At 38.7% G+C, this 24060-nt stretch carries 18 protein-coding genes; 5 read left to right on the plus strand and 13 right to left on the minus strand.

The genetic code is table 11. The features are described from left to right. Nucleotides 1–66: 66 nt before the first annotated feature. Together V5M36_RS02005 and V5M36_RS02010 are read left to right on the plus strand one after the other, a co-directional pair. Nucleotides 67–1329 (plus strand): hypothetical protein, encoded by a 1263-nt coding sequence (locus V5M36_RS02005; protein WP_338561490.1) that lies wholly within the window; start codon nt 67–69, stop codon nt 1327–1329. A 747-nt stretch (nt 1330–2076) separates the two neighbouring features. Further along, nucleotides 2077–3030: a 2-hydroxyacid dehydrogenase gene (locus V5M36_RS02010; RefSeq protein WP_338561493.1), complete on the plus strand. Its 954-nt coding sequence runs from the start codon at nt 2077–2079 to the stop codon at nt 3028–3030. Between the two features lie 189 nt (nt 3031–3219). Here V5M36_RS02010 and V5M36_RS02015 read toward each other — a convergent pair whose 3' ends face one another. The 10 genes from V5M36_RS02015 to glyQ form a co-directional block, all read right to left on the minus strand. Beyond that, a complete protein-coding gene (locus V5M36_RS02015; protein WP_338561496.1) occupies nt 3220–3870 on the minus strand; it encodes a hypothetical protein in 651 nt (216 codons plus the stop codon). Between the two features lie 736 nt (nt 3871–4606). Next, on the minus strand, nt 4607–7840 hold the full coding sequence (locus V5M36_RS02020; protein ID WP_338561499.1) for an efflux RND transporter permease subunit: 3234 nt from the start codon (nt 7838–7840) through the stop codon (nt 4607–4609). Beyond that, a complete protein-coding gene (locus V5M36_RS02025) occupies nt 7830–9104 on the minus strand; it encodes an efflux RND transporter periplasmic adaptor subunit (protein ID WP_338561501.1) in 1275 nt (424 codons plus the stop codon). The genes V5M36_RS02020 and V5M36_RS02025 overlap by 11 nt, the downstream gene beginning before the upstream one ends. Nucleotide 9105: 1 nt before the next feature. Then, nucleotides 9106–10494, minus strand: coding sequence for a TolC family protein (locus tag V5M36_RS02030; protein WP_338561503.1), 1389 nt, complete (start codon nt 10492–10494; stop codon nt 9106–9108). A 57-nt stretch (nt 10495–10551) separates the two neighbouring features. Then, nucleotides 10552–10947, minus strand: coding sequence for a cation efflux protein, CzcI-like (locus V5M36_RS02035; RefSeq protein WP_338561506.1), 396 nt, complete (start codon nt 10945–10947; stop codon nt 10552–10554). 361 nt (nt 10948–11308) lie between these two features. After that, nucleotides 11309–11692, minus strand: a complete 384-nt coding sequence (locus tag V5M36_RS02040) for a hypothetical protein (RefSeq protein ID WP_338561508.1) — start codon at nt 11690–11692, stop codon at nt 11309–11311. Nucleotides 11693–11824: 132 nt separating this feature from the next. Beyond that, nucleotides 11825–12799: a hypothetical protein gene (locus V5M36_RS02045; protein ID WP_338561510.1), complete on the minus strand. Its 975-nt coding sequence runs from the start codon at nt 12797–12799 to the stop codon at nt 11825–11827. A gap of 142 nt (nt 12800–12941) precedes the next feature. After that, a complete protein-coding gene (locus tag V5M36_RS02050; RefSeq protein ID WP_338561511.1) occupies nt 12942–13343 on the minus strand; it encodes a hypothetical protein in 402 nt (133 codons plus the stop codon). 132 nt (nt 13344–13475) lie between these two features. Next, complete coding sequence (gene glyS / locus V5M36_RS02055) at nt 13476–15545, minus strand: glycine--tRNA ligase subunit beta (RefSeq protein WP_338561513.1); 2070 nt, start codon at nt 15543–15545, stop codon at nt 13476–13478. After that, nucleotides 15545–16528: a glycine--tRNA ligase subunit alpha gene (gene glyQ, locus V5M36_RS02060; protein ID WP_338561515.1), complete on the minus strand. Its 984-nt coding sequence runs from the start codon at nt 16526–16528 to the stop codon at nt 15545–15547. The genes glyS and glyQ overlap by 1 nt, the downstream gene beginning before the upstream one ends. 325 nt (nt 16529–16853) lie before the next feature. Here glyQ and V5M36_RS02065 point away from each other — a divergent pair, with 325 nt between their 5' ends. Beyond that, complete coding sequence (locus V5M36_RS02065) at nt 16854–17660, plus strand: transglutaminase-like domain-containing protein (protein ID WP_338561517.1); 807 nt, start codon at nt 16854–16856, stop codon at nt 17658–17660. Nucleotides 17661–18009: 349 nt separating this feature from the next. Here V5M36_RS02065 and V5M36_RS02070 read toward each other — a convergent pair whose 3' ends face one another. Together V5M36_RS02070 and V5M36_RS02075 are read right to left on the minus strand one after the other, a co-directional pair. Then, entirely contained in the window at nt 18010–19419 is a 1410-nt protein-coding gene (locus V5M36_RS02070; protein ID WP_338561520.1) for an SLC13 family permease, read from the minus strand. 76 nt (nt 19420–19495) lie between these two features. Then, nucleotides 19496–20278 (minus strand): sulfite exporter TauE/SafE family protein, encoded by a 783-nt coding sequence (locus V5M36_RS02075; RefSeq protein WP_338561522.1) that lies wholly within the window; start codon nt 20276–20278, stop codon nt 19496–19498. Between the two features lie 668 nt (nt 20279–20946). Between V5M36_RS02075 and V5M36_RS02080 the strand changes: the two genes are divergently transcribed. Both V5M36_RS02080 and V5M36_RS02085 read left to right on the plus strand, forming a co-directional pair. Next, on the plus strand, nt 20947–22194 hold the full coding sequence (locus V5M36_RS02080; protein ID WP_338561524.1) for a hypothetical protein: 1248 nt from the start codon (nt 20947–20949) through the stop codon (nt 22192–22194). Between the two features lie 217 nt (nt 22195–22411). Beyond that, nucleotides 22412–23521: an HPP family protein gene (locus tag V5M36_RS02085; RefSeq protein ID WP_338561526.1), complete on the plus strand. Its 1110-nt coding sequence runs from the start codon at nt 22412–22414 to the stop codon at nt 23519–23521. A 153-nt stretch (nt 23522–23674) separates the two neighbouring features. Here the strand turns inward: V5M36_RS02085 and V5M36_RS02090 are convergent, their stop codons facing one another. Then, complete coding sequence (locus tag V5M36_RS02090) at nt 23675–23926, minus strand: PspC domain-containing protein (protein ID WP_338561528.1); 252 nt, start codon at nt 23924–23926, stop codon at nt 23675–23677. Between the last annotated feature and the right edge of the window lie 134 nt (nt 23927–24060).

The raw sequence follows: 24060 nt of genomic DNA on the forward strand, positions 1-24060 counted from the left end.
TATAGGCAAGTGAACAATTGATTCATTTTGCATACAAAGTTATGAGAACCTTTTTTCGGAATTGCAATGGACAAGCAGATAGTATTTGAAGATGAACACATTAGAGCAATTTATTTAAAAGGAACATCTGAAACTTTAGTTTTATCTTTTGGTGATTTAATTACACGTGCAAAAGGTAATTCCATTAATGCAGAAAAATCATTAAGTAAATATGAATATAGCGTTATTGGTATTATGCCTAAACAAAAGTCATGGTTCCCAGCAGTAAGCATGCTTGGTGTTTTAGCCGCGATTCAACCGATTTTGGCTCAGTTTAGAAACATTGTCTCTTATGGTGGTTCTATGGGGGGCTATGCAGCGATTAAGTATGCGAAAGCCTTTAATATGAATCGTGTTGTGGCTATGGTGCCGCAATACTCGATTGATCCAGAAGAAGTGACCGATCGTCGTTATACCGATTTCTATGATGAAGAGCTGAATGGCAATATGCGCATTCAAGCGGAAGACATCGTAGCGGATTGTGAATATATTATTGTCTACGATCCATACTTTGATCTAGACCGTGAACATTATGACAAGATTAAACCGCTGATCCCGCATTTACATACGCTACATTTGCCTTATACCGGTCATGATGCTATTGCGGTATTGGCAAATTCTGCGCTATTACATGATTTTATCGAGCGTCCGTTTGATCAGACTTATTTTTACAAACAGATTCGTGCCGTCAAAAAGAACAGTAAATTTTATTACCGCAGTGTGATTGCTCATTTGTTGGGTACGCATAATGAAGCTTTGGGTAAAATTCTGAAGACCATTGATTTGCAATTGGACAGTACTTTTTTTGATGCGAGTTTAAAGCAAACGATTACGCGCATTTTATTGACCAATAAGCGTGTTGATGAGCAAGATCTGCAAAAATTGGGTATTTCCATTCACTTGCCTTTTGAAAACAAAACACAGCTGCATGATAGTTTTGGAAAAGTGTTGGTTTTTAATGTGATCACTCAAAAGCTGGAAAGTTATGATCAGCATGTGATTGATGTGAATGGAAAATACATTATTCCATTGCATGTAGAAAATAGTGGCTTAGCTGAAATTGAGATTAAAAAACAAACTTATCTCATCTGCATGAATGATCGCCGTGTGACCAAGCTGATTAAACATGATGAAGCTTTAAGTTCTGATATGAGCCCTTTGGTGATTAAGAAAGGGACAGATTTCTTTAGCATTGCTTATAAAAACCAATATATACATTGCGATGAGTTAGGCAACTGTCTATTTGAAGCTGATAGTGTGGGTGAATTACAGAAGTTTGTGGTGAACTAATTGCTGTTGCACAGTGTTAAATAATGCGTAGGGAAAAGGGCTTTATATCTTATAAAGTCCTTTTTTACTTGGGTATCTTGAATATTTAAATGTGCTGAAGAATGTTGATAAACATGAGTTACATGCATTAAAGAGCCTTCATGGTCTTTTTCATACTGATAGCGAAATACTCTTTCAGTTGCAGATTTCAAGTTATTAATTTCATGGCATTATTCTGGAAGATGTATGAACTGAGTGTATTTTGATAAGATATATAAAATCTCGCTTCTATTTTACAACCCGTGTTGAGTTGAATTAATTTAAACTCATTTCCTTCATCAGTACGCAGTTCATCGTCATCTAAGTTTTCTATGGATTGTAAGGTTTTTTCTGCAGCATAAATGAGGTCACTGAAACTAATAAGAGTGGCTAGAATGCAAAGTTTCATAATTTTAAAAATGGAATAAACCATGTTCAATTTTCTTCTTCTTGGTTGTTTTGATTTCTTGAGTATAACGATAAAAATGTAGATGAATTTCCTCATTGAATTTTTAAAATTACTTAAATACTAATTTATATTTCAAAACTGATTGATTTTTAAAGGCTTATGAAGTGATGTTAAGATAAGATGATTTGAGAGTGATGATTTAAATCAGATCAAAAAACCTCATTATCAATCATGGATGAAGTGGATCTTTCGCTTTAAAAAAGTAAGTGTATTAGAAAAATTAGGCTCAAAAGCTCACAAGATAAAGGATGAATCAACAGATGAAAGCTGTATTTTTAGATCAAAGCTCTTTGGATTTAAACGATTTAGATTTAGAGCCGCTTATAGCTGTTTTTGATCATTTAACACTTTATCCAGTCACGCGGTCTGATCAGATTGTGGAACGTATTCAAGATGCTGACGTGGTGATTAGCAATAAAGTCGTGTTGGATGCGGAGACCATCAGACAATGTAAAAACTTAAAACTCATTTTGATTTCTGCGACAGGCACCAACAATATTGACTTGGTACAGGCCAAAGCTCAAGGCATTGTGGTGTGTAATTGTCAGGCCTATGGCACTTCTGCAGTAGCACAGCATACTTTAATGTTAATGCTGGCTTTATCCACCTCATTGATTCAGTACAACCATGCAGTACAGCAAGGACAATGGAATAAGGCTTCGCAATTTTGTTTGCTTGATTTTCCGATTGTAGAGCTTGCGGGTAAAACCTTGGGCATTATTGGTTATGGTGAGCTGGGGCAAAATGTGGCCAAATTGGCCAAGGCTTTTGATATGAATGTGATCGTCGGTGCTATACCGAATCGACCTCATGTAGATGGGCGAGTGCCAGTAAGAGCATTATTCAGTCAAGTGGATTATTTAAGCTTACATTGTCCATTAACCGATGACACCCGAGACTTGATTGATGCTGATGCGTTTGATTTGATGAAGCCTACAGCTTTTCTGATCAATTGTGCACGTGGCGGTATTGTCAATGAACAGGCGCTTGCTGATGCATTGCGTCAAGGAAAAATTGCAGGCGCAGCGACAGACGTATTAACCGTAGAACCTCCTAAAAATGGCAATGTTTTATTGGAAGATGATATTCCAAACTTAATTATTACGCCGCATAGCGCTTGGGGCAGTGTAGATGCTCGACAGAGAATTGTTCAGCAATTGGTTGAAAATACACAGGGTTTCCAAAGCGGACAGCCCATTCGACAAGTCAATTAATTATTGAGTAATTTCAGCAAGGACTATTTAAGTGACAAGTAAGATATTTCAAGTTATAGCCAAGGCATTTTCAAGTTCCAAATATGATTTTTGAAACATTCTAAGTTAAACAACCGCTTCTCAATTGAAGCGGTAGCTGGTTCATCTTCCAATCATCTAAATCACTTCATCAGTTAAATCACTGTATGTTTAGCGTGGAATATCAGTAGTAGTCTTTGGCTGTGGTTGACTCGTATTACTCTCTTGAGTGCTCATGTTCTGGATAGGAATAGATTGACGCTGAATTTCAGGTTCACCTTCATTGTTTAACTTTAAATCTAAGTTTGAGTCATTGCCCATAGCGGTACTTTGTGGCATGACTGCAGGTGTGTTTTCAGATTGTGGCGGTGCATTTTGAATGCGTGGGGGCATCATCGCTTGGGGTGAAGATTGAGAAGATGTCGTTTGACTCAGTGAACCACGTTCAATGGGAACACCCCCTTGACCAACTATATTTTCTTTGGTTTGTTTGACTTTTTTTACTGTGGTGTCGATACCTTGACGCGTGTTGTCACGTGCAATCACGGCTTGTTCTGTGGTGTACTCTTTGGTGTTATTCCATGTTTGGCTGACGCTAGGTTTGATCTTCGCAATGCCTTTTTCAGTTGCTTCACCGACTTTATCCGCTGTATTTTGCACTGCTGTTTGAGTTTTACCAGCCAGAACACGCAGTAAATTGGGATTATCACCATAGGTAGTCTGCTGCGCATTATTTTGAGTGTTTGAATCAGCTTGCGCGAATGATATTGGCACTAAAATCAAACTGGTGCTGAGGAGTAAAGCAGATTTCATTATTTTCATTGTCAATATATTCCTAATAACTGTTTTGATGTTACTCAACTTTGATGTTACTTAATTTAGATCTTACTCAATTTTTTCGTGACTCAACGTTGTTGGACGAGATTATTCGACTTTAAGATCAACGCTTTAATATAAGTGATCTGTCAGTTATTTCATTCAGCTTTCAAAAATAAAAAATCTTAAAGCCGAAAATTATAAAATCATAGATTCAACATTTTCGAGCTCATCACGAACAATCACCAAATGAATGATTAAGACTTAAACCACGAAACTCAATCCTTCTTACCCTACATCGAATGGTTTAGCTTGAGTTACTGTCTTCTTAGCAATGTTGTACATCAATGAAGATGGATTCAACGATGAGCGTATAAGCACAAATTCAGCACAGGAAAGTCCGCACAATTGAGCTACTGATTTGAATGATCATAATACGTCTTGGACATAGACACGCACAAAAGCTTAAAAAATCATACAGCAGTCCTGCACACAGAAACAATCTATGTAATTGATGCCACTTAATGATCGATGAATGATCTTTTATTTTACATAGATGATTTAAATAGTTTTTTTTATGGATTGTCTGAATCAGATGTATAGGTAAACTTTTAAAATGATAGAGAGCTACTTAAAGGATAGAGAGTGACTTAAATGATAGCGAACGACCAAAAAATAAAATCCTCAAACCTTTCAAGGTTTGAGGGTAGTCTCATGAATATTAAAAAAAGATGTTTAAAGTCTATTTAGACTCTAAACTTGAACCATCTTCCACAGGATGAGTTGGATCTGAGTGAGGAGTTGCCTGATGTTCATTACGGTGATTCATCCAACGATATAAGACTGGAAGTAAAATCAGCGTTAATAGCGTCGAGGAGATAATCCCACCAATCACTACGCTGGCTAGAGGTCGTTGTACTTCAGCACCTGTTCCTGTCGATAATGCCATCGGTACGAAACCTAATGAAGCTACACAAGCGGTCATGAGTACAGGTCTGAGTCGAAGAATTGCACCTGTCCATGTTGCTTGTGCCAAAGGCATGCTGCTGCGTAATTCTTTAATAAAGGTCAACATGACTAAGCCATTTAACACAGCGACTCCCGACAGCGCGATAAAACCGACACCAGCGGACATCGACAATGGAATATCACGCAGCCACAACATGACCAATCCACCCGATAACGCAAAAGGTACACCACTAAAGACCAAAAGGCTTTCTTTGATATTGTGGAACACGGCCATGAGCAAGACAAAAATCATGATCAGTGCCAAAGGGATAACCACCTGCATCCTTGCTTTAGCTGAAGCCAAGTTTTCAAACTGACCACCATACTCTAACCAATAACCAGCAGCTAAAGGTTCTTTACCAAGTTTGAGTTGCAGTTCACTGACAAATGACCCTAAGTCACGTCCTTCAACATTTGCCGTAATTACGATACGTCTTTTGCCATTTTCACGGCTCACTTGGTTAATACCCAAAATGTTTTCAACCCGAGCAACATCTTTAAGCTGGATTAAACCGCCGTTCGGAAGCTGAATGGGGAGTACAGCCAATTGTTCAGGTGTACGTTGCGATTCATCTAAGCGAATCACAAAATCAAAGCGGCGATCGCCTTGTAAAATTTGCCCAACACTTTGACCACCCACACCACTGGCTACTAAGTCTTGAATACTCTTCACAGAGAGACCGTATTGCGCTGCAAGTGCTTTATCGATTTCAATATTAAGCAAGGGCAAACCACTGGTTTGTTCAATTTTGACTGCACTTGCCCCAGGAATAGCCGAAATTTTTTGAGACAGTCGCTGTGCTTCCTGATTCAAAATATCCATATCATCCCCGAAAATTTTCACACCAACATCGCTACGAATACCTGAAATTAATTCATTAAAACGTAATTCGATCGGTTGAGAAAACTCACTATTATTGCCCGGAAAAGTCGCTAGAAATTCTTGCATACGAGTACGCAAAGCATCAATGCTTTCTTTGGGGTTTTTCCATTTCTCACGGGGATTCAATAAGATGACACCATCTGAAATGTTGGGTGGCATGACATCAGTTGCCACTTCGGCTGTTCCTGTACGTGCAAAGATGGCTTTAATTTCTGGGAACTCTTTGAGGAGTAACTTTTCCGTATTTTCTTGCATTCTAAGTGACTGTTCCAAACCTGTGCTAGGGGAACGCATTTGCTGAACAGCAAAATCACCTTCACTTAATTGAGGTGAAAACTCGCTCCCGATTTGTAAGGATAAAATACCGGTGAGTACTAGAATACATACGGCTAAGGTCAGTACAAAAGCTTTAAAGTTATAGACCCAGTTTAAAAGCATTTCGTATTTTCGCTTCAGCCATAACATCCAACGGCTTTCTTTTTCTTTTACTTCTCCAGTTACAAAGAGTGCAACAGCAGCAGGAACGAAAGTGATGGATAAAATAATGGCAGCGATTAGCGCGAGTACCACGGTCATTGCCATAGGATGAAACAACTTCGCCTCTACGCCTGATAATGCAAATATAGGCAGATACACCACGAGAATAATGAGTTGACCGAAAATTAATGGGCGTCGTGCTTGTTGAGCAGCGAGAAAAACCTCTTTGAAGCGTTCAGCACGGGTTAATATTCGACCTTTTAAATGCTGAGCTTCAGCGATTCGACGAATACAGTTTTCAACAATGACCACCGCACCATCGACAATGATCCCAAAATCGAGTGCACCTAAACTCATTAAATTCGCACTGATTTTTTGTTCAGCCATTCCTGTTAAGGTAAAGAGCATCGACAGCGGAATGACACAGGCTGTGATCAGGGCTGCACGAAAATTACCTAAGAATAAGAACAGAATAATAATGACTAAAATTGCGCCTTCAACCAAATTTTTCTGTACCGTTGTGATCGCACGTTCAACCAAATCGGTACGGTCATACACTGTTTCGACCATAATGCCTTTGGGTAAAGTCGGTTGAATACTCTTTATCTTTTCATCAATTGCTTTCGCAACTGTTCGGCTGTTTTCACCCATCATCATCATGGCGATACCGAGTACGGTTTCTTCGCCGTTTAATGTCGCTCCACCTGTTCTTAAATCATGACCAATAGAAACGGTTGCGACATCAGAGACTCGAATCGGGAAACCATTTTTATTGGAAATAGCCATGTTGCGAATATCTTCAAGACTATTCAAAGTGCCGGGCACGCGTACTGTCAGTTGTTCACCATTGTTTTCAATAAATCCTGCACCCCGATTTTCGTTATTTTCAGTCAAAGCTGTTTGTAAATCGGTGAGTGGAATTTGTAACTGTTGCAAACGGTTTAAGTCGGGTGCAACCACATAGGTTTTGTTAAATCCACCAATACTGTTGATTTCTGCTACACCTGCAACACGTTGAAGTTGCGGACGTATAATCCAATCTTGAATTTCACGTAAATCCATTGCGCTATAGGCAGTTCCATCCGGCTTTTTGGCATTCGGGTCAGCTTTAACCACCCATTGATAAATCTCTCCCAAGCCTGTGGAAACTGGAGACATGGTCGGTGAAATATCATCAGGTAATGCTTCTTTGGCTTCTTGCAAGCGTTGATTAATCAACTGTCGAGCCCAATAAATATCCGTCCCATCTTTAAAAATAATGGTGACTTGGGATAAGCCATAGCGTGAAATCGAACGCGTCTGTTCTAGCTTGGGTAAACCCGCCATTGAGGTTTCAATCGGGTAGGTAATTCGTTGCTCTACTTCTAATGCGGTAAAACCATTGGCAGGGGTATTGATTTGAACTTGAACATTGGTGATGTCAGGCACAGCATCGATCGGAAGTTTTTGATAACTCCATACTCCTACTGCAATCCAAGCACAGGCAAAGAGCATGACCCAAATGGCATTGCGAATAGAAAACTGAATAATTCGATCAAATAACCCTTCTGGTGCTGGCAAATGGTCATGGTTTTCTGGGGTTGGAGTTTTAGACTGATTAATGTCCATGACTCGCTTCTCCTTTTTCCATTTCAGATTTAAGTAAGAAGCTGCCTTGAGCCACGTAAGTTTGACCTTGCTTCAGGCCACTTTTAAGCGCAATCCATTGGCCGTCTGCTGAAACTTCTCCCAACTCTACATTTTGTGCTTTGAATTCAAATTGCTTACCTGTTTGCGTGGCAACAAAAATGACATTTTTCTGCTCAATTTGTTGAATCGCGGTTTTTAAAACTCTTAAACTTAGACCTGGCTTTGTTTTATTCAGCTCTACATTGACCATTAAATTTGGGCGCAGCTCGGTTGTATCTGAAATCACTTTGGCGCGCACTTGCAAACGTCCAGTTTGTTGATCGGCCTCTGTGTTGAGCGTTTGGATTTTGGCTTTATAGGTTTTATTGGTTTGCAGCGACTTAAATTTCACTTCTTGATTTAATAGCGTTGGGTCAAATTCTTCGCTGGGTAAAATAAATTCTAACCACAGTTGATCCAGTTGGTTAATGATAAAAAGCTGCGTCGCAGTTTGCACATTTTCTCCTACCACAATGTCTTTTTGACTAATCACACCTGAAATAGGCGCAATTAAGTTGTAGCGACCACGTGAGTTTGGACTTGCGCCATAAGCAGACAAACGTGAACGCGCCGTTTGAACCTGAATTCTTGCTTGTTCGACAGCGTTGGAAGCACGCTGAAAATCTTGCTTTGCGGAAACGCCTTGTGACCAAAGTTTTTGTTCACGCGCATAGTCTTGTTGCGCCAAATTTAAACTGGATTGTGCAATTTGTAGGTTAGATTGTTGATCAACCAGTTCTGGAACAAATAGGCTGGCTAAGACTTGTCCTTTTTTTACCGCTTGGCCTAATTCGACTTGGACTGCTTCAACACGACCACTAAAGTTTGGGGAGACGTGCGCTTGGCGGTCAGTATTTGCCATTAATTTCGCTGGATAAGAAACAACTTGAGACACTTGTCCAAGTTCTGTTGCTGCCAATTGAATTCCTTGTTCAGCTATTTGTTGTGCAGTTAAATGTAGAATGCCGTCTTCTTCAGTGTCTTCATGACTTTCAGCTGTTTCATTACCTTCAGCTTGAGCCTCTGACGTTATTTTACTTTTTTCTGCATTTTCAGTTTCATCTCCGTGTCCATTTGGTGCAGCATTTTTAGATTTGCCTGAAAAGAACAGAAAAAAAGCCAATATAGTGGTGATGATCAGTGCTAAAAAAATCAACACTTTTTGTGACGTTTTACCGTTCGGGATGTGATTATTATTTTTCATGTTAGTTTCCTCCACCAATCACAGGCAATGCTTGTAATTCAGCCCAAGTACTTTGATTGATTGTAAAAATGGCATCCTTCGCTGTGATTTCACTACTGTCGATACCGATACTTAAACTTTCGACATCAATGGCGCGTTGCCAACCATCTTTAAGCAATTGGATTTTGCGCATGCGAATGTCTTGAATTTGCTGAGTGGCTTGTTGTACATCTGAGATATTGAATTTACCGGCGCGAAAACCTGCCAACATGCGTTGCTGTACTTGCGCGGCAAGCGGAATCTGACTTTGTTCCAGTTGTTGGAATTGTTGTTCCAGTCCTAAAATTTCGTCCACTAAACTTTGAATAGACAGCTGATTTTGTTGTGCATAAAGCTGTTGCTGGCTGGATAACGCATTTTGCTGCGCTTGCGCAATTTGAATTCTGTATTGATTGCGATTAAAAATATTTAACGGAATTTCAATCCCCAACATTGTCTGATTGTCAGTTTTTGCTTCAGGCGATTTGATTCGATTGAGGCCTAAACTCAGGGTTGGATTCGGACGAGCTTTCGCCTTTAAGTAGTCAAGATTCGCTTGGTTGATTTGGACATCCATTTGCAAAGACTGCTGGAAAACATTTTGGGATAGGTTTTCAGTAATCTGATTTTGAACATTTTTAGGCCATAAATTTTGAGCACTCAATTCAATATTAATCGGGCGATTAGACTCACCCCACAGGTGACTGAGTTGTTGTTGCGCCAAGTTCAGTTGGAGTTGGCTTTGCGTTGCTAATCGTTGATTTTCAAGATGCAGCATTCGAACGCGATCGACATCCACTTGCGCAATACTGCCTGCTAAATATCGATTTTGAGCAGCATTTAGACTTTCTTGACTCAGCTGTAATTGTTCTTGAAGTAGGGCTTTTTCCAAGGTCAAAATGGCCACTTGCGACCATGCGTGCTTGACCACCAGTTTTAATTTGGTTGCATAGATTTGTTGTTTTAAAGACACCTGTTGTTGCGATATTTTCGCTACACTTTTTTGGGCTTTACGTTCTCCAAAAATATCTAAACGTTGCGAAATCGTCATCGCTAATTCTTGATCTTTCTTTGAATCAAAACCCGTTTGTTCGATAGAAAGACTTGGGTTGTCCCATAAGCCAGCATTTTTGACATTCAGATTGGCAATCTGCTCTTGCGTTTGCCAAACATTTTGACGGTTTTGAAAGTCTTCAACTTGACCAATAATGGCATTTAAACTCGTTGCTTTACTGGTGTTGGTTTCAGCCCAACTCATCTGGGATATACCCAAAAAAAGGGAGAGCATCGCCGCACTTAAATATGAGTGTTTAAGTTGAAAACTCGATTTACGGTTCACTTGCGCCTGAGCAAGCATGATTATTTTTGACATGATCTTATTCCACTAAATTGAAAAAATTAGTGGTGAGAAAATTTTAGGCTACCCCACCTATAGCGGGGTGAAGTTCGGTGGGGGATTCAGAAAAGCGAGATGTGGGGATTGGTAAAAATTGTGCCAATCAAAATTAGGTTTGTTATTCGAAAAAACAGAATGATGGGGCTTTACAGCACTTCGATCTTCTAAAAGCAACAGATGAGCAAAAGAGGGTAAATGATCGCTATGATCATCATTTTGGTTTTGTTCAATTGAAATTGCATGCGCACTTTTAGTTTCAGACGTCGATTCATTAAAATGGACATGAGACGAAATATGATGACCAAAATGAAAGGTTTTTTGAGTGGTCTGGCTATTTTCATGGGTACAGAAAGCCGCAGCTACATTCCACATACTTTGGAACATAAACAAGCTGAATAAGACTGTAATGAAAATGCGAGAACGTTTCACACATTTGCCCCTTTAGAATATGTGAACTATATCAAGTAAATACGCTGTAATAACATTACATGGCTTTGTATATAAATCATAAAAATCATTTACTTAAAATTTATTAATATTTCGTTACAAAAATTAGAATCGTATTGTATATAAAAACTTAGAGCGATCTTAAGCATGAATAGGATCTTTTTAAGAGTTCAAATGTAAGGTTTTTAAGATTTGCGTAGTGTTAGAGGGAGAGCTTATTCTCTTCAGTTTATATAGATGGGTCTATCAATCGACGGCCTCAATGTTCAATAAATATCTGTCAGCACTGCTTTTGGATTATCTTGAATCCTTTAAAGATTAAAAAGCAGTGCATTTCTAAGTCTTAAATACATTTTTCCAAATTGGATGACTTAAAGTTTTTCTTGAGCATATTGAAGTTAGCTAGTTTTTCAGCATCTTGTGGGTCAAATACGGTTTGTTTATTTTCAACGTCCGCATCAACGTTGGAAAAGGCTGAGATGAGTTGATCGCCTTTAAAGATCCAGTGTTCTGTGGCCTTACCCGTTTCAAAGTTGCCTGTGAACTCAATGACGCAGTTGTCTGATTGTTTGATGAGTCGGGCAATATTATGTTTGGTTTCTGGTTGAGCCGAGATGTTTTTGTGTTGTTCTAGAACAACAGGGGCGGTTGGATTGGTTGGAGTAGTCGAGCAAGCGGTGAGAGTGAGAGCTATTAAAAAAGTTGTTAAAAGTATTTTAAAATGCATTACATATTCTCTGAAAATTAATTTAATAAATTGATTTTATACAATCTATTGAGAAGATATGGATTTTTTAATTGTAGATTGTTAATTACTTTTGTTAAAAATAATCGATATTTTGATTGTGATTGAAATCATTTATAAAATACATACTGAGCTAGATAAGCGATCACTACTTAAATAATACTCACCTTTATAATTTAGAATATTTAGTAAATATTCTCGTAATAAATTATTAACGCTGTGAAAATCTTTAATGGCTTGAACCATATAGTTTTTATCTCCAAAGGGTAAAAGAAGGCCTTCATGAATCATTTGATTTCTTTTCTCTATAATATTTTTAGTTTCTTCTCGCGAAATATTGACATGCTCAAATACTCGTTTAATCATTTCGTTTGAACCACACTTCCCAAATTGCTTATGTCGATAAATAAAATTATTTCTAGACTGAAAAGGTTTGTAATTTTCTATATCTTCAGGACGAGCCTCTAGATCAGGATATTCTGGATGTTCAAATCGGTTGCCATTATTGATATATCCAAGCATTTCAGCATATGTTCTTTTTAGCTGTTCTATGAGCACATAAGAAATAATAAGTTTTGTTTCAACTGCTAGTTTAGGCTGATTGATTTCTAGAAGGTATCCAAATACAACGGTTAACTCTCTAGATGATTTTAGTTTTTTAAATGTTGGATAAACTTGTTCTATAAATTGTCGAATGTATTGACCTCTATTTTCAATAATATAATTAGGAGGATTGATCGTATACTCTGAACAGTTAATTGAGTTTTTAGCCCTAGAGTTGATTTTGTAACTTTGACGATGAATAGGTGATTGTAGAGCAAATGAAAGTAACCAACATAGATCATCAACAATACTTAAAATAGCCTTGAGTTGACTATCTTTAATATTATGAACCGTCACGGTTGTAGTAATTCTGGTTTCATTAATAAATTTTTTTTGTTTCAGATTTATATCATGTTGTTTGAATTCAAAAATAAAATTATCACATTCAATTTTAGTAGTATCTTTGATAAAACCACCATGTGGAGAATCCGAAAAAATCTCTCCAATCATGAATAAATTAATAAGATATATTTCTAAATTTTGCATAATAAATTTTAATAAAAATCATTCAATTATTTAAGCAGGATTTTATTTTTATTTTTATTTCAATGATTTAGCTTAAGTCTGCAATATTGAAATATCCGCAATACGGATTATCTAATTGAACCGATAGATCGATATTTTAGATTTATGTAAAATTACATTGTTTAAGTTCAGCATCTGAAAAAAATTGTTTAGTAGCAATAAAGCTTTCAATGGTTTGAGAATATTCAGGATCATTCCAAGTGCTTGTCATCTTTAGGTTGTCACGCTCATCAGGCATGATTGTTGAGGCTGAAATGAGCTTATTATTCTTAAAAGTGTAGCGATAAATAACATTTAATTGATCTGGATATAAAAACACTTTATCGAGCTGGCAGTGATTTTCGTGCTTAGTAAGAACTAATTCTCCATCAATATTTTTAGATTGAATATCGTCACTCATTATAAAGTTGGTTTTTTTTATCACCGAATGAGGCTGAGGATTGCTCTTAGAAGCGTTATTTGATTCCTGATGTGAATGAATGGGTTGTGTTCCGCATCCAGCCATGATTAAGAGTGGTATACATAAATAGATTATTTTCATAATTAAAAAATTAAATTGATATTATTACGTATCACTATACTGAGTTATTTAAAATAGAAAACCCGCTTTAAAGCGGGTTTTTTTCAAACTTATAACTTAATGCTGCAACACCGAAATATCCGCAACTTTCGTGAACAAGTCACGAAGCTGTGCAAGCATACGTAAACGATTGGCTTTTAACTCAGCATCATCCGCCATAACCATCACACCTTCAAAGAATGCATCGACAGGTGCACGAAGTGCTGCAAGCATAGACAATGCAGCGGTGTAATCTTTAGCAGCAAATAATGGCGCAACGATTGGCGTGATTCTCGCAAGTTCAGCGAATAATGCTTTTTCAACATCTTCAACCAAGTTTGCTTCAACCACAGCACCTGTAGGCGCAGCTTCTTTCGCCAAAATATTCGCAACACGTTTATTTGCAGCAGCAAGAGCAGCAGCTTCAGGCAAGGCACGGAAGTGATTGACTGCATTCACACGCTTATCAAAATCAAGAGGTGATTTTGGTGACAAGGCTTGAACGGCTTGAATCACATCAACCGCAACGCCTTGATCTTCATACTTCGCACGGTAGCGACCTTCAAGGAAGTTCACAGCATCAGCTAAAGTTTTGTCGTGATCTTTTACAACATCGCTATAAGCGGCTAAAGCAAGTTTGATCAGTTCTTCAATAGACACGTCTAATTCATTTTCAGTCACTAAACGTAAGATACCAATCGCAGAACGACGTAGCGCAAACGGATCTTTCGAACCTGTCGGTGCTTGACCAATACCAAAAATACCTGTGAGCGTATCTAAACGGTCTGCAAGTGCGATCGTTGTACCCGTTTTAGTTTTAGGTAAAACATCACCAGCAAATTTAGGTAGATATTGCTCACCCAATGCTTCTGCAACTTCGTTATTTTCGCCTTCAAGACGTGCGTAATACGTTCCAGCGATCCCTTGAAGCTCAGGGAATTCACCCACAAGTTCAGAGGTTAAATCACATTTTGCAAGTAGCGCCGCTTTTTCAGCATCAGCAGGGTTTGCACCTGTAATGTTCGATAACGCCACAGCCAGTTTCGCAATACGTTCAGATTTATTCCAAAGTGTACCCAATTGTGCTTGGAAAACCATATTGGCTAATTTTTCTTTACGCGATGCAAGCGGTTGCTTTTGATCTTGTAAGAAGAAGAATTCCGCATCAGACAAACGTGGACGAACCACTTTCTCATTGCCTTCAATAATTTGAGCAGGATCTTTAGACTCAATATTTGAAACGGTAATGAAGTAAGGCTGAAGTTTATTGTCGCTATTCACTAAGCAGAAATACTTTTGATTGTCCTGCATCGTCGTAATTAACGCTTCTTGCGGTACAGCAAGGAAACGTTCTTCAAAGCTAGCACGAAGCGCAACAGGCCATTCGACCAATGCGGTCACTTCATCACGAAGATCGCTTGGCACAATCGCAATCGCATTGACTTCATCTGCCAAAGCTTTGACTTGTTGATCAATCATCGCTTGGCGTTCTTCAAAGTTTGCCACGACATAAGCCGCTTTTAACTTCGTCAGATATTCATGCGCGTGACCTAAAACGATTGCTTCAGGTGCATGGAAACGGTGACCGTAGCTGATATTGCCAGACGCTGTATCTTGAATCGTTGCTTCAAGCACCGCATTGTCCTTTAACAACACAACCCATTTTACAGGACGTACGAATTCAGTACGGCTTGCCGCTGAACGCATACGTTTTGCAATCGGTAGATTATCCAAAGCAGTTTGTAAAATTTGTGGCAATAAAACATCAAGGCTTTGACCTTTAACGTCTTTCAAGTAGCACACTTTTTCAACTTTACCCGCTTGGAAAGTGCTGACCTGATCTGCAGTAATGCCTTGACCACGCATAAAGCCTTCCAAAGCTTTGGAAGGGTTACCTTCGGCATCATACGCAGCTTGTTTTGCAGGGCCGTCAAAACGTTTTTGAGTATCAGGTTGTGCCGCATCAATATTGGTGATTTTTAGTGCAAGACGACGCGGAGCTGCATAGGCTTCGATAGAATCAAACGCTAAGCCTGCATCTTTTAAGCCTTTCACCGTTTCTGCTTGTAATGCATCACGTAATTTTTTAAGGCTTTTTGGCGGTAATTCTTCACAGCCCAATTCGAACAATACTGAATGTTTAGACATTATTTGCTCTCCTGAGATGCTTCTTTTGCGTCCGCTTCAACTTGTGCTTTTAACTGCGCTAAAACTTCATCACGTAGTTCAGGCTCTGCCATAGGGAAGCCCAGCTTCGCACGTGCAGCCACATAGCTTTGTGCAATTGAACGCGCCAAAGTACGTACACGTAAAATATAACGCTGACGTTCAGTCACCGAAATCGCACCACGTGCATCTAACAAGTTAAAGCAATGAGATGCTTTAATGACTTGCTCATACGCAGGAAGTGGTAATTCAGCTTCAATTAAACGTGTTGCTTCTGCTTCATAGAAATCAAATAGTTCAAACATTTTTTCAACGTTGGCATATTCGAAGTTATAGGTGGATTGTTCCACTTCATTTTGATGGAACACATCACCATAAGTTACTGTGCCAAATTGACCTTTGGTCCATACCAAGTCGTAAACTGAGTCTACGCCTTGTAGGTACATGGCTAAACGCTCAAGACCGTAAGTGATTTCGCCAGTCACAGGGTAGCATTCGATGCCGCCGACTTGTTGGAAGTAAGTGAACTGAGTTACTTCCATACCGTTTAGCCAAACTTCCCAACCTAAGCCCCAAGCACCGAGTGTTGGAGATTCCCAGTTGTCTTCTACAAAACGAATGTCATGAACTAAAGTATCAATCCCAATCGCTTTTAAAGAATCTAAATACAATTGTTGGATATTTGCAGGGTTTGGCTTAAGTACCACTTGAAATTGATAGTAGTGTTGTAGGCGGTTCGGGTTCTCACCATAACGACCGTCTTTCGGACGACGTGAAGGTTGAACATAAGCTGCGTTCCAAGTTTCTGGTCCAAGCGCACGAAGGAAAGTCGCGGTGTGGAAGGTTCCTGCGCCCATTTCCATATCGTAAGGTTGTAAAATCACACAACCTTGTTCAGCCCAGTAATTTTGTAAGGCAAGAATTAAGCCTTGAAATGTATCAATATGCGATATGGCGCGACTCATGGTCATCCACTTAAAATGAGATAAAAATTGGCTCTAAGTATAAGGATTTTGCATGACAGTGGCAAAGGGTTAATACATTCAGAAGAATTGAAAAAAATGAACCTTATTCTGAAATCGTAGACGCCGTTGTTCTCATCTCAATTGTAAATGAAACGGGGGATGCGCAAGCGATACAGATCTTAAAAACCAAGAGACAAATAGCTTTAAAAAGTACAAATATCTCGGTTATAAAATTTCGAGATTATAAAAATATTAAATTACAATCACGATTGAGAATTAGTTTAATCTTCAAGCAATAGCACTCAAACTGTGTGGCGAGAAGAATATGAATACCTATAAAATTGAGTGCAACTTACATTACCAAATCATCCAGCCCACAGATTTTATTTTCATGATTCAGGTTGCATATCACCCTCAACAGGTGATTGTCACTGAACAACTTGATTTTAACACTGTCGTCAAATGGCATTCCTATCAAGATGCTGCACATCAAAATCGTCATCTACGTTTGCATGCGCCCGTCAGTGATTCATTTCAATTGACTTATCATGCAACAGTCGAATTAGCTCCTGCTGCATCTGTGGCTCGTCTGGAATCCTTACAAGAAGTCTCAATTGCCGATTTGCCGCATGAGGTGTTGCCTTATTTGCTGAGTAGTCGTTATTGCGATGCTGAACGTATTGCAGAGATGGCGAATCGCTCTTTTGGATGGATGACGCCTGGTTATACTCGGGTTCAGGCTATTGAGCAGTGGATCTACAATAATATTTTTTATGTTTCAGGCAGTTCTAATGCGCAAACAACATCAACTGATGTTTTGGTTGAGCGCGCTGGCGTATGTCGTGATTTTGCGCATTTAGGGATCGCTTTATGTCGCGCGTTGGGTATTCCTGCGCGTATGGTGGTGGGCTATGTTTCAATTAAGAAATTTCTTCCCGATTTTCATGCCATTTTTGAAGTATATTTAGATGGGGGATGGGTCTTGTTCGATCCAACGCGTTTAGCTTCTGTAGATAAATTAGTACGGATTGCGACAGGGATTGATGCTGGAGATGTTGCCTTTGCGACATATTATGGCGAAGTAGCGCTATTAAATATCACACCATTGATTACTGAATATACAGCGACATGATTAGAGAAAACATAAACAGGAAATTAAGTCTCTTTTCTGTTTAACAGAATATTGAGGATGAATAAGCGCTAGAACCGTAATTTTTTTCATTTTTCATTTTTAATGAGTCATACATTACCAATAAATAACTGAATCAAATGGCAGGTTTGATATTAGACTTCTTTCAAAAGTCATTATTCACTCAACACACTCATTATTCGTATTCCCTCATCCTAACCTTCTCCCAAAGGGAGAAGGGATAATTACGTATCAATTATTGTCATTCAATGATCATTTTTTGACTTATGAAAGAGATCTATTGATTAAACAATAAAAAAGCACGCTTGCGCGTGCTTTTTTATATTGAGTTCTAAAGGTAGAACCAATAGATGAACAGTGAAACGATAAAAATACACATGATATTGAGTAGGAAACCAACTTTCATCATTTCAGACTGCTGAATATGTCCTGTACCAAACACAATTGCATTTGGAGGTGTTGCGACAGGTAACATAAAGGCACATGAAGCACCGATCCCGATCACGATCACCAAGATTTCTTTTGGCATACCCATTTGGTCTGCGATTGCAGCAAAGACAGGAACCAAAAGTGCAGCAGAGGCTGTATTACTGGTAAATTCAGTCAAGAAAATAATGAACGTTGCCACCACAAAGATGATGACCAGAGGTGAAGCATCACCAAAAGCATTCGCCAAGGTTTGACCCAGTACCAAAGAGCTACCTGAGTCTTTCAAAATGGCACTGAGGGTCAGACCACCACCAAACAAGAACAATACGCCCCAGTCCGTATTTTCTGCGACCTGTTTCCATTTTGCAGTACCCATCATCACCACTAAACAGGCTGCTAAAATTGCAATCCAGGTATCGGGTTGAGTGATCCCAAAATTTTCAGTCAATTTTTTACTTAAAATCCAAGCCATCGCAGTACAGACAAACAAAATCATGGTGGCAATACGAGTGCCTGTCCATGGAATATCTTCAGTGACGAATTGAACTTTTTGATTCAGCTTAGGACGTAAGACCAAATACAAACTGAGTAGCATGGCAGGTAGAATGATTAGCATCATCGGTAAGCCAATCTTCATCCAGTCGGCAAAATCATAGCCCAATGCTTTGGCTGCAATTGCGTTCGGTGGAGAACCGACCAATGTCCCTAAACCACCAATACTTGCAGAGTAAGCAATACCAAGCAAAATAAACACAAAGGTTTTGCGGTCACGAGAAGCATCTAAATGTGAAAGCAATCCAAGAGCAAGAGGCAGCATCATGGCTGCGGTGGCTGTATTGGAAATCCACATTGACAAAACAGCGGTCACCACAAAAATAGCCACTACTGAAATACCCAGATGACCACCAGACATGGAAATAATCCACATCGCAATTTTTTTATCGAGCTTTTGAATATGTAGCGCCGTTGCTAAAGCAAAGCCACCAAAAAATAAGAAAATAATGGGGTCAGCAAAGGTGGCTAAAGCCGCTTGCGTGGTGACGGGAATCAACTCATCGCCTTTCGCCATCGGCATGGCAAACAAAACTGCAAGCACAGGCACCAAAAGTGCGGTAATGGTGATGTGAATCGCTTCGGTTAACCACAAGATGGCAATAAAAGTCAGTAAAGCCAACCCTTTATTGGCATTCTGATCATAAGGCAGAACATTGTAGAGCCCATAGGAAATAATCGCGGCAATAATAAGGATGACCCAACCTTTGAGTATGCCTTTCGGCATGACATTGGTAGGTGTGGCTAAATTTTCAGTCATAGATCATCGCCCTCCGTGAGCTGTTTATTTAATCGTTGTTTTGAGATTTATGAATTTGTGATGAATTAAAAATATACTATTTAAACAGTAGATGCGAGTGTTCTAACAACCCAATGCTCTGCCATAGGGCTTGAATGCCTAAGCCGAAAAGGGCAATCAAGACCAAAATTTTAAAATGTCGTTGCGACAAGTGGTGACGAATTTTGCTGCCGATCCATACCCCAACCAAAGCAAATAAGGTAATCCAGATTACCAAATATTTCTGCTCGATACTGATGCTGATCAAAACAGGAAAGAGCAAAAATAACTGAATTATTTTACTGGCAACAAAACTTAAGTTACTGATGATGACAATATCGACTTTAGAGAGTTGTCGACTGAGTAAATACATCATTAAAAAAGGTGCCATCGCATTGGTTGCGCCACCAATAATGCCTGCAAGCAATCCAAAACATAGCATACTCAAAACACCTTGTCCCGTTTGAAATGGCTGTGTTCTAAATTGGTCAAAAACATAAAAAATGATAACAGCGCCCAGGAGCAGTTTTAAATAACCCTCGTTAAGCCAAAGAAGGAGTTGAACGCCGATTAAGCTTCCCAACAGACTGCTTAAAATCAAAGGCCAATATGCTTTTAAATAATATTGAATACTGCTCAAAAAACGATGCTGAGGGTCGGCATTCAGCATTAATAAATTGAGCGCCAGACAGGGAATAATCACAATCGTGACTGCGACGCTGAGCGGATATTGATTTGACAGCACCGCTGTACTCATCATAGGGAAACCAAAACCGCTTAAACCGTGAAGCAGAGCAGCAAGAATACAAATGCCCAATGTGGTCCATTCTGATGTCTGCATGCTGATTTTTCCTCGACGGTTTTCATCTGAGCTTAAAACAATTTAACGTGAGAGATAAAGCGATAAAACCAATACTTTATTCTAAATCATCTTAAATCAAATCATCCCATCGCTCTGAACGTGTAAGAACAACGACTCAAGCAGACATTGTGTTTTATGTTTAAATGCTGATTGACCTCATGAAATGCTGTCTTCGTTATTCAGTCGCCTTTTATTGTGTTGCCGTGTATTTTTAGTGGTTGCCGAATGTCTTGTAGAGAAAGTGCTTCGTTCTTATTAAGTGATGAGATTTGACTAGATTCGACTTCAAGGCATTCAACAGTGGATCCGTCAGTATTTTTTTACGTATTTATCCTATTTTAATATTTCATTAATCTTCTATTTTTATACAGTTCAAAGATGTAAATCACATCATTTTTAGTTTGTTTCGATCTTGCTGCTGAGAGCTATAATTTTATAGATTCTAAAAACGATTCATCCAATAGAGAAGATTTTTCTTTCTCATTGTATTTTTAAAATTCTTAGATTTTCTGAGTTTGAAAACAAATAATTAATCAGACTTTTTCAATAGCACTTGCTAAAAAGATTAAAATCGTAAATCATATGTAATGTTATAACATTACATATATTGCATTTATATAATCATAAAATCACAACTGGACTTTTATATGAAAACCACACATTCTATTTTGGGAATTCTAAGCATAAGTTTGCTGCTCACAGCATGCGGTGGATCATCCAATTCAAATAACGCGGCTCAACAGAATCCTGAGCCTGTCAAACCTACACCAGAACCGAAACCATTGAATGATCAGGGGCGACTTTTAATCATCAATGATGATGCCACACGACCAGAACTCAGTTTGTATGATTTAACTCAGAAGCAAACCATTCAGACGACATTACTGACACATTTACCTTCAGAAATCTATAGTAGTCCAAATTATCGTTATGGCGTATTGCTTGCACGCCAGCAGGGGCAAGTGAATTTTTATGATTCAGGCTTAAGCTTAAATAATGGAGCGCTGGTAGAACAAACACCAAGCTTACTTAATCATCAACTCTTTGGTGCTGCACCTACGCATTATCGACAGTTTAATGGTCAGGCTGCGATTTTCTATGATGGTAGTGAAACACAAAACTCTAAGTTTGATGTCTTTACTGATGCTGATATTGCCAAGAAATTTGTGGCTAGCCAAAAAATTCCGATGAAACATCATGGTGTTGCAGAGCCGCTAGGTGAATTGGTGCTGAGTAGTTATGTGGCTGAAGGGGCAACAAGCCCAAGTTTGGTGAAAAGCTATTTGTTACATGGCGATCATTATCATGAAGAGCAAAAACTGGTTAATCCTTGTCCTGGACTGCACGGAGCCGCATCCATTCAAAAATTTACAGGATTTGGTTGCCAGGATGGTGTGCTTTTAGTTGAACAACAAGGTCAGAAATTTATAGATTTTAAATTACCATTGGACGTTCGTATAGGAACGCTTGTGGGCCATCCAAATGCGTTGAATTTGGTCGGGATTTCTTCGGCTTCACCTGATTTATTTGTAATTGATGCCGCCAAAAAATCAATTAATCAAATAAAGTGGATAAATCAACCTGAAACCAAACGCTTAAAGCAAAGCTATAGTGCGACAGGAAAGTATTTCGTGGTTTTGGACAGCACGGGGACTTTGAATATCTTTGATGCTCAAACTTGGGATATCACATTCCGTACTCCGGTTTTAAGTATTCAACCTGAAAACTTGAACAAAACGCAATTGGTGATGCATGGCCAATTGGATGAGGTTTTCTTAAATGATACTCAAAATAATTCAGTGATCCATGTCGATCTGAAAACAGGTAGCATTAAACAGCGTATTCAATTGCAAGCAATTCCTCATAAAATGGCGTGGGTAGGTGTCAAATCTTAATAAGTCGATTGATAAAACTGAGGACCGTTAAGGATCGTTATAGATTTCTATATTTTAATCGTCCATTTTGATCATTGGTTTTCGTCTTTTATTTTCAATACAAACAACTCAAATCACGCTGATTTGAGTTGTTTCTTTCAAATGCATAATAAATACATCTTAAAAATTAAATCGTTTTATAATCCCCCAAAGTTTTTAAGTAATGAATAGGAAAGTTGTGTTTCACTCAAAAATTGAATGGTTAAATGTCCTAAAACCAAACTTTAAATTATTGCCTTTAAGCGAGCGAATTATTTGTAGTGTGGGGGCGTTTATTGGCTTGCTTATATCATCATGTATCAGTTGGTGGGTCTTAGGCGAGATTAACCCATGGTATATTGCGCCGATGGGAGCCTCAGCAATTTTGCTATTTGCTGTGCCTGCAAGTCCTTTATCACAGCCATGGAATATTGTGGTTGGAAATAGTATTGCAGCCCTCGTTGGCGTGCTTTGCTATCATCTTATTCCGAATCTGAGTTTAGCTTTTAGTACTGCTGTAGCGATCTCGATTGTGATAATGATGAGCACAGACTCACTGCATCCGCCCAGTGGTGCAGTTGCCATTACCGCCGTTTTAGGTGGAAGTGCTGTACATGACTTGGGATATTATTTTTTATTCTATCCAGTCTTACTCAATTCGATTTTACTGTTGGTTGTTGCCATCGTATTTAATCGATTGTGTGATCGGCAATATCCACACGTTGCACAAATTAATCAGCGTACAACAGATCCAACGCCTACTCAGAAAGTCAGTATCCAACCCAAAGATATTCAAGAGGTATTGGATCAGCAAACTGAGCTGTTAGATATCAGTGAATATGATTTACAAAAAATAATTTTAGAAGCACAAGCCAAAGCAAATTTAAGACAGAATTCTGTCTATATGTGCCGCGACATTATGAGCAGTCACGTGGTGAGTTTGAATCAGGAAGACGATATTCAGCTTGCACTCAATAAATTTAAAGACATGAATCTGATGAGCCTACCTGTGATTAATGATGAAAATCAATTGGTAGGAACGCTGGCACTTTATGAAGTGGTTGAGTGGTTTAAACAATCCGCTGACTTAAGAAGCACATGGAAATATAAAGTTGAACACATCATGGTTCGACAGGTTGTAACGGTTAAGTCAGAGCAACGTATTGAGGATTTGATCCCGTACTTCGTAGAGCGATCTTTTAATTATATTCCAGTTGTTGATCATCAGAAAATGGTCGGTATTATCAGTCGTGCAGATATGATCGCGGCATTAAATCAACAATTAATTCAACAAGTAAAAGACGAATGAACCATTAAAAGACAACTTAACTATTACAAGAAGAATTAATAATTAAAAGACGAATTAAGATTGAAGACAAAAAAGCTACGACATCTTGGAGGGAGATGAAGTAGCTAATACTTAACATAAAGAGGCGAACAACAGGAAAAGAAAACTAAAAAATTAATCCTGATTTACAGTTCTTATCGGTGCTGAATGATTAGACAGTGGATCATGTCGAATCGTTTGTTTAGGCATGATCAACCACAATATTAAATACACGAGAATACCGGGGAATGCGGCGCTCATAAGGGAAACAATCACAAAAATAATGCGCAGTAAATTGGCATTCCAACCAAAACGTTCAGCAATACCACCCATAACCCCTGCAATCATGTTGTGGCGATTAGAGCGATATAAACCAACATTGGCCATTAAGGTCTCCTTAAAACCTGAAATTTAAATAGATGCTTGAAACAACAAAATATCATCAAGCTATGAATAATTAATGGAGATGTTAATGGGATATTAAAAGGTAAATCTGCTCAAAAAATGTAAAATTGTGTAAG

It is taken from the genome of Acinetobacter sp. KS-LM10 (assembly GCF_036896575.1).
Classification (GTDB): domain Bacteria; phylum Pseudomonadota; class Gammaproteobacteria; order Pseudomonadales; family Moraxellaceae; genus Acinetobacter; species Acinetobacter avistercoris.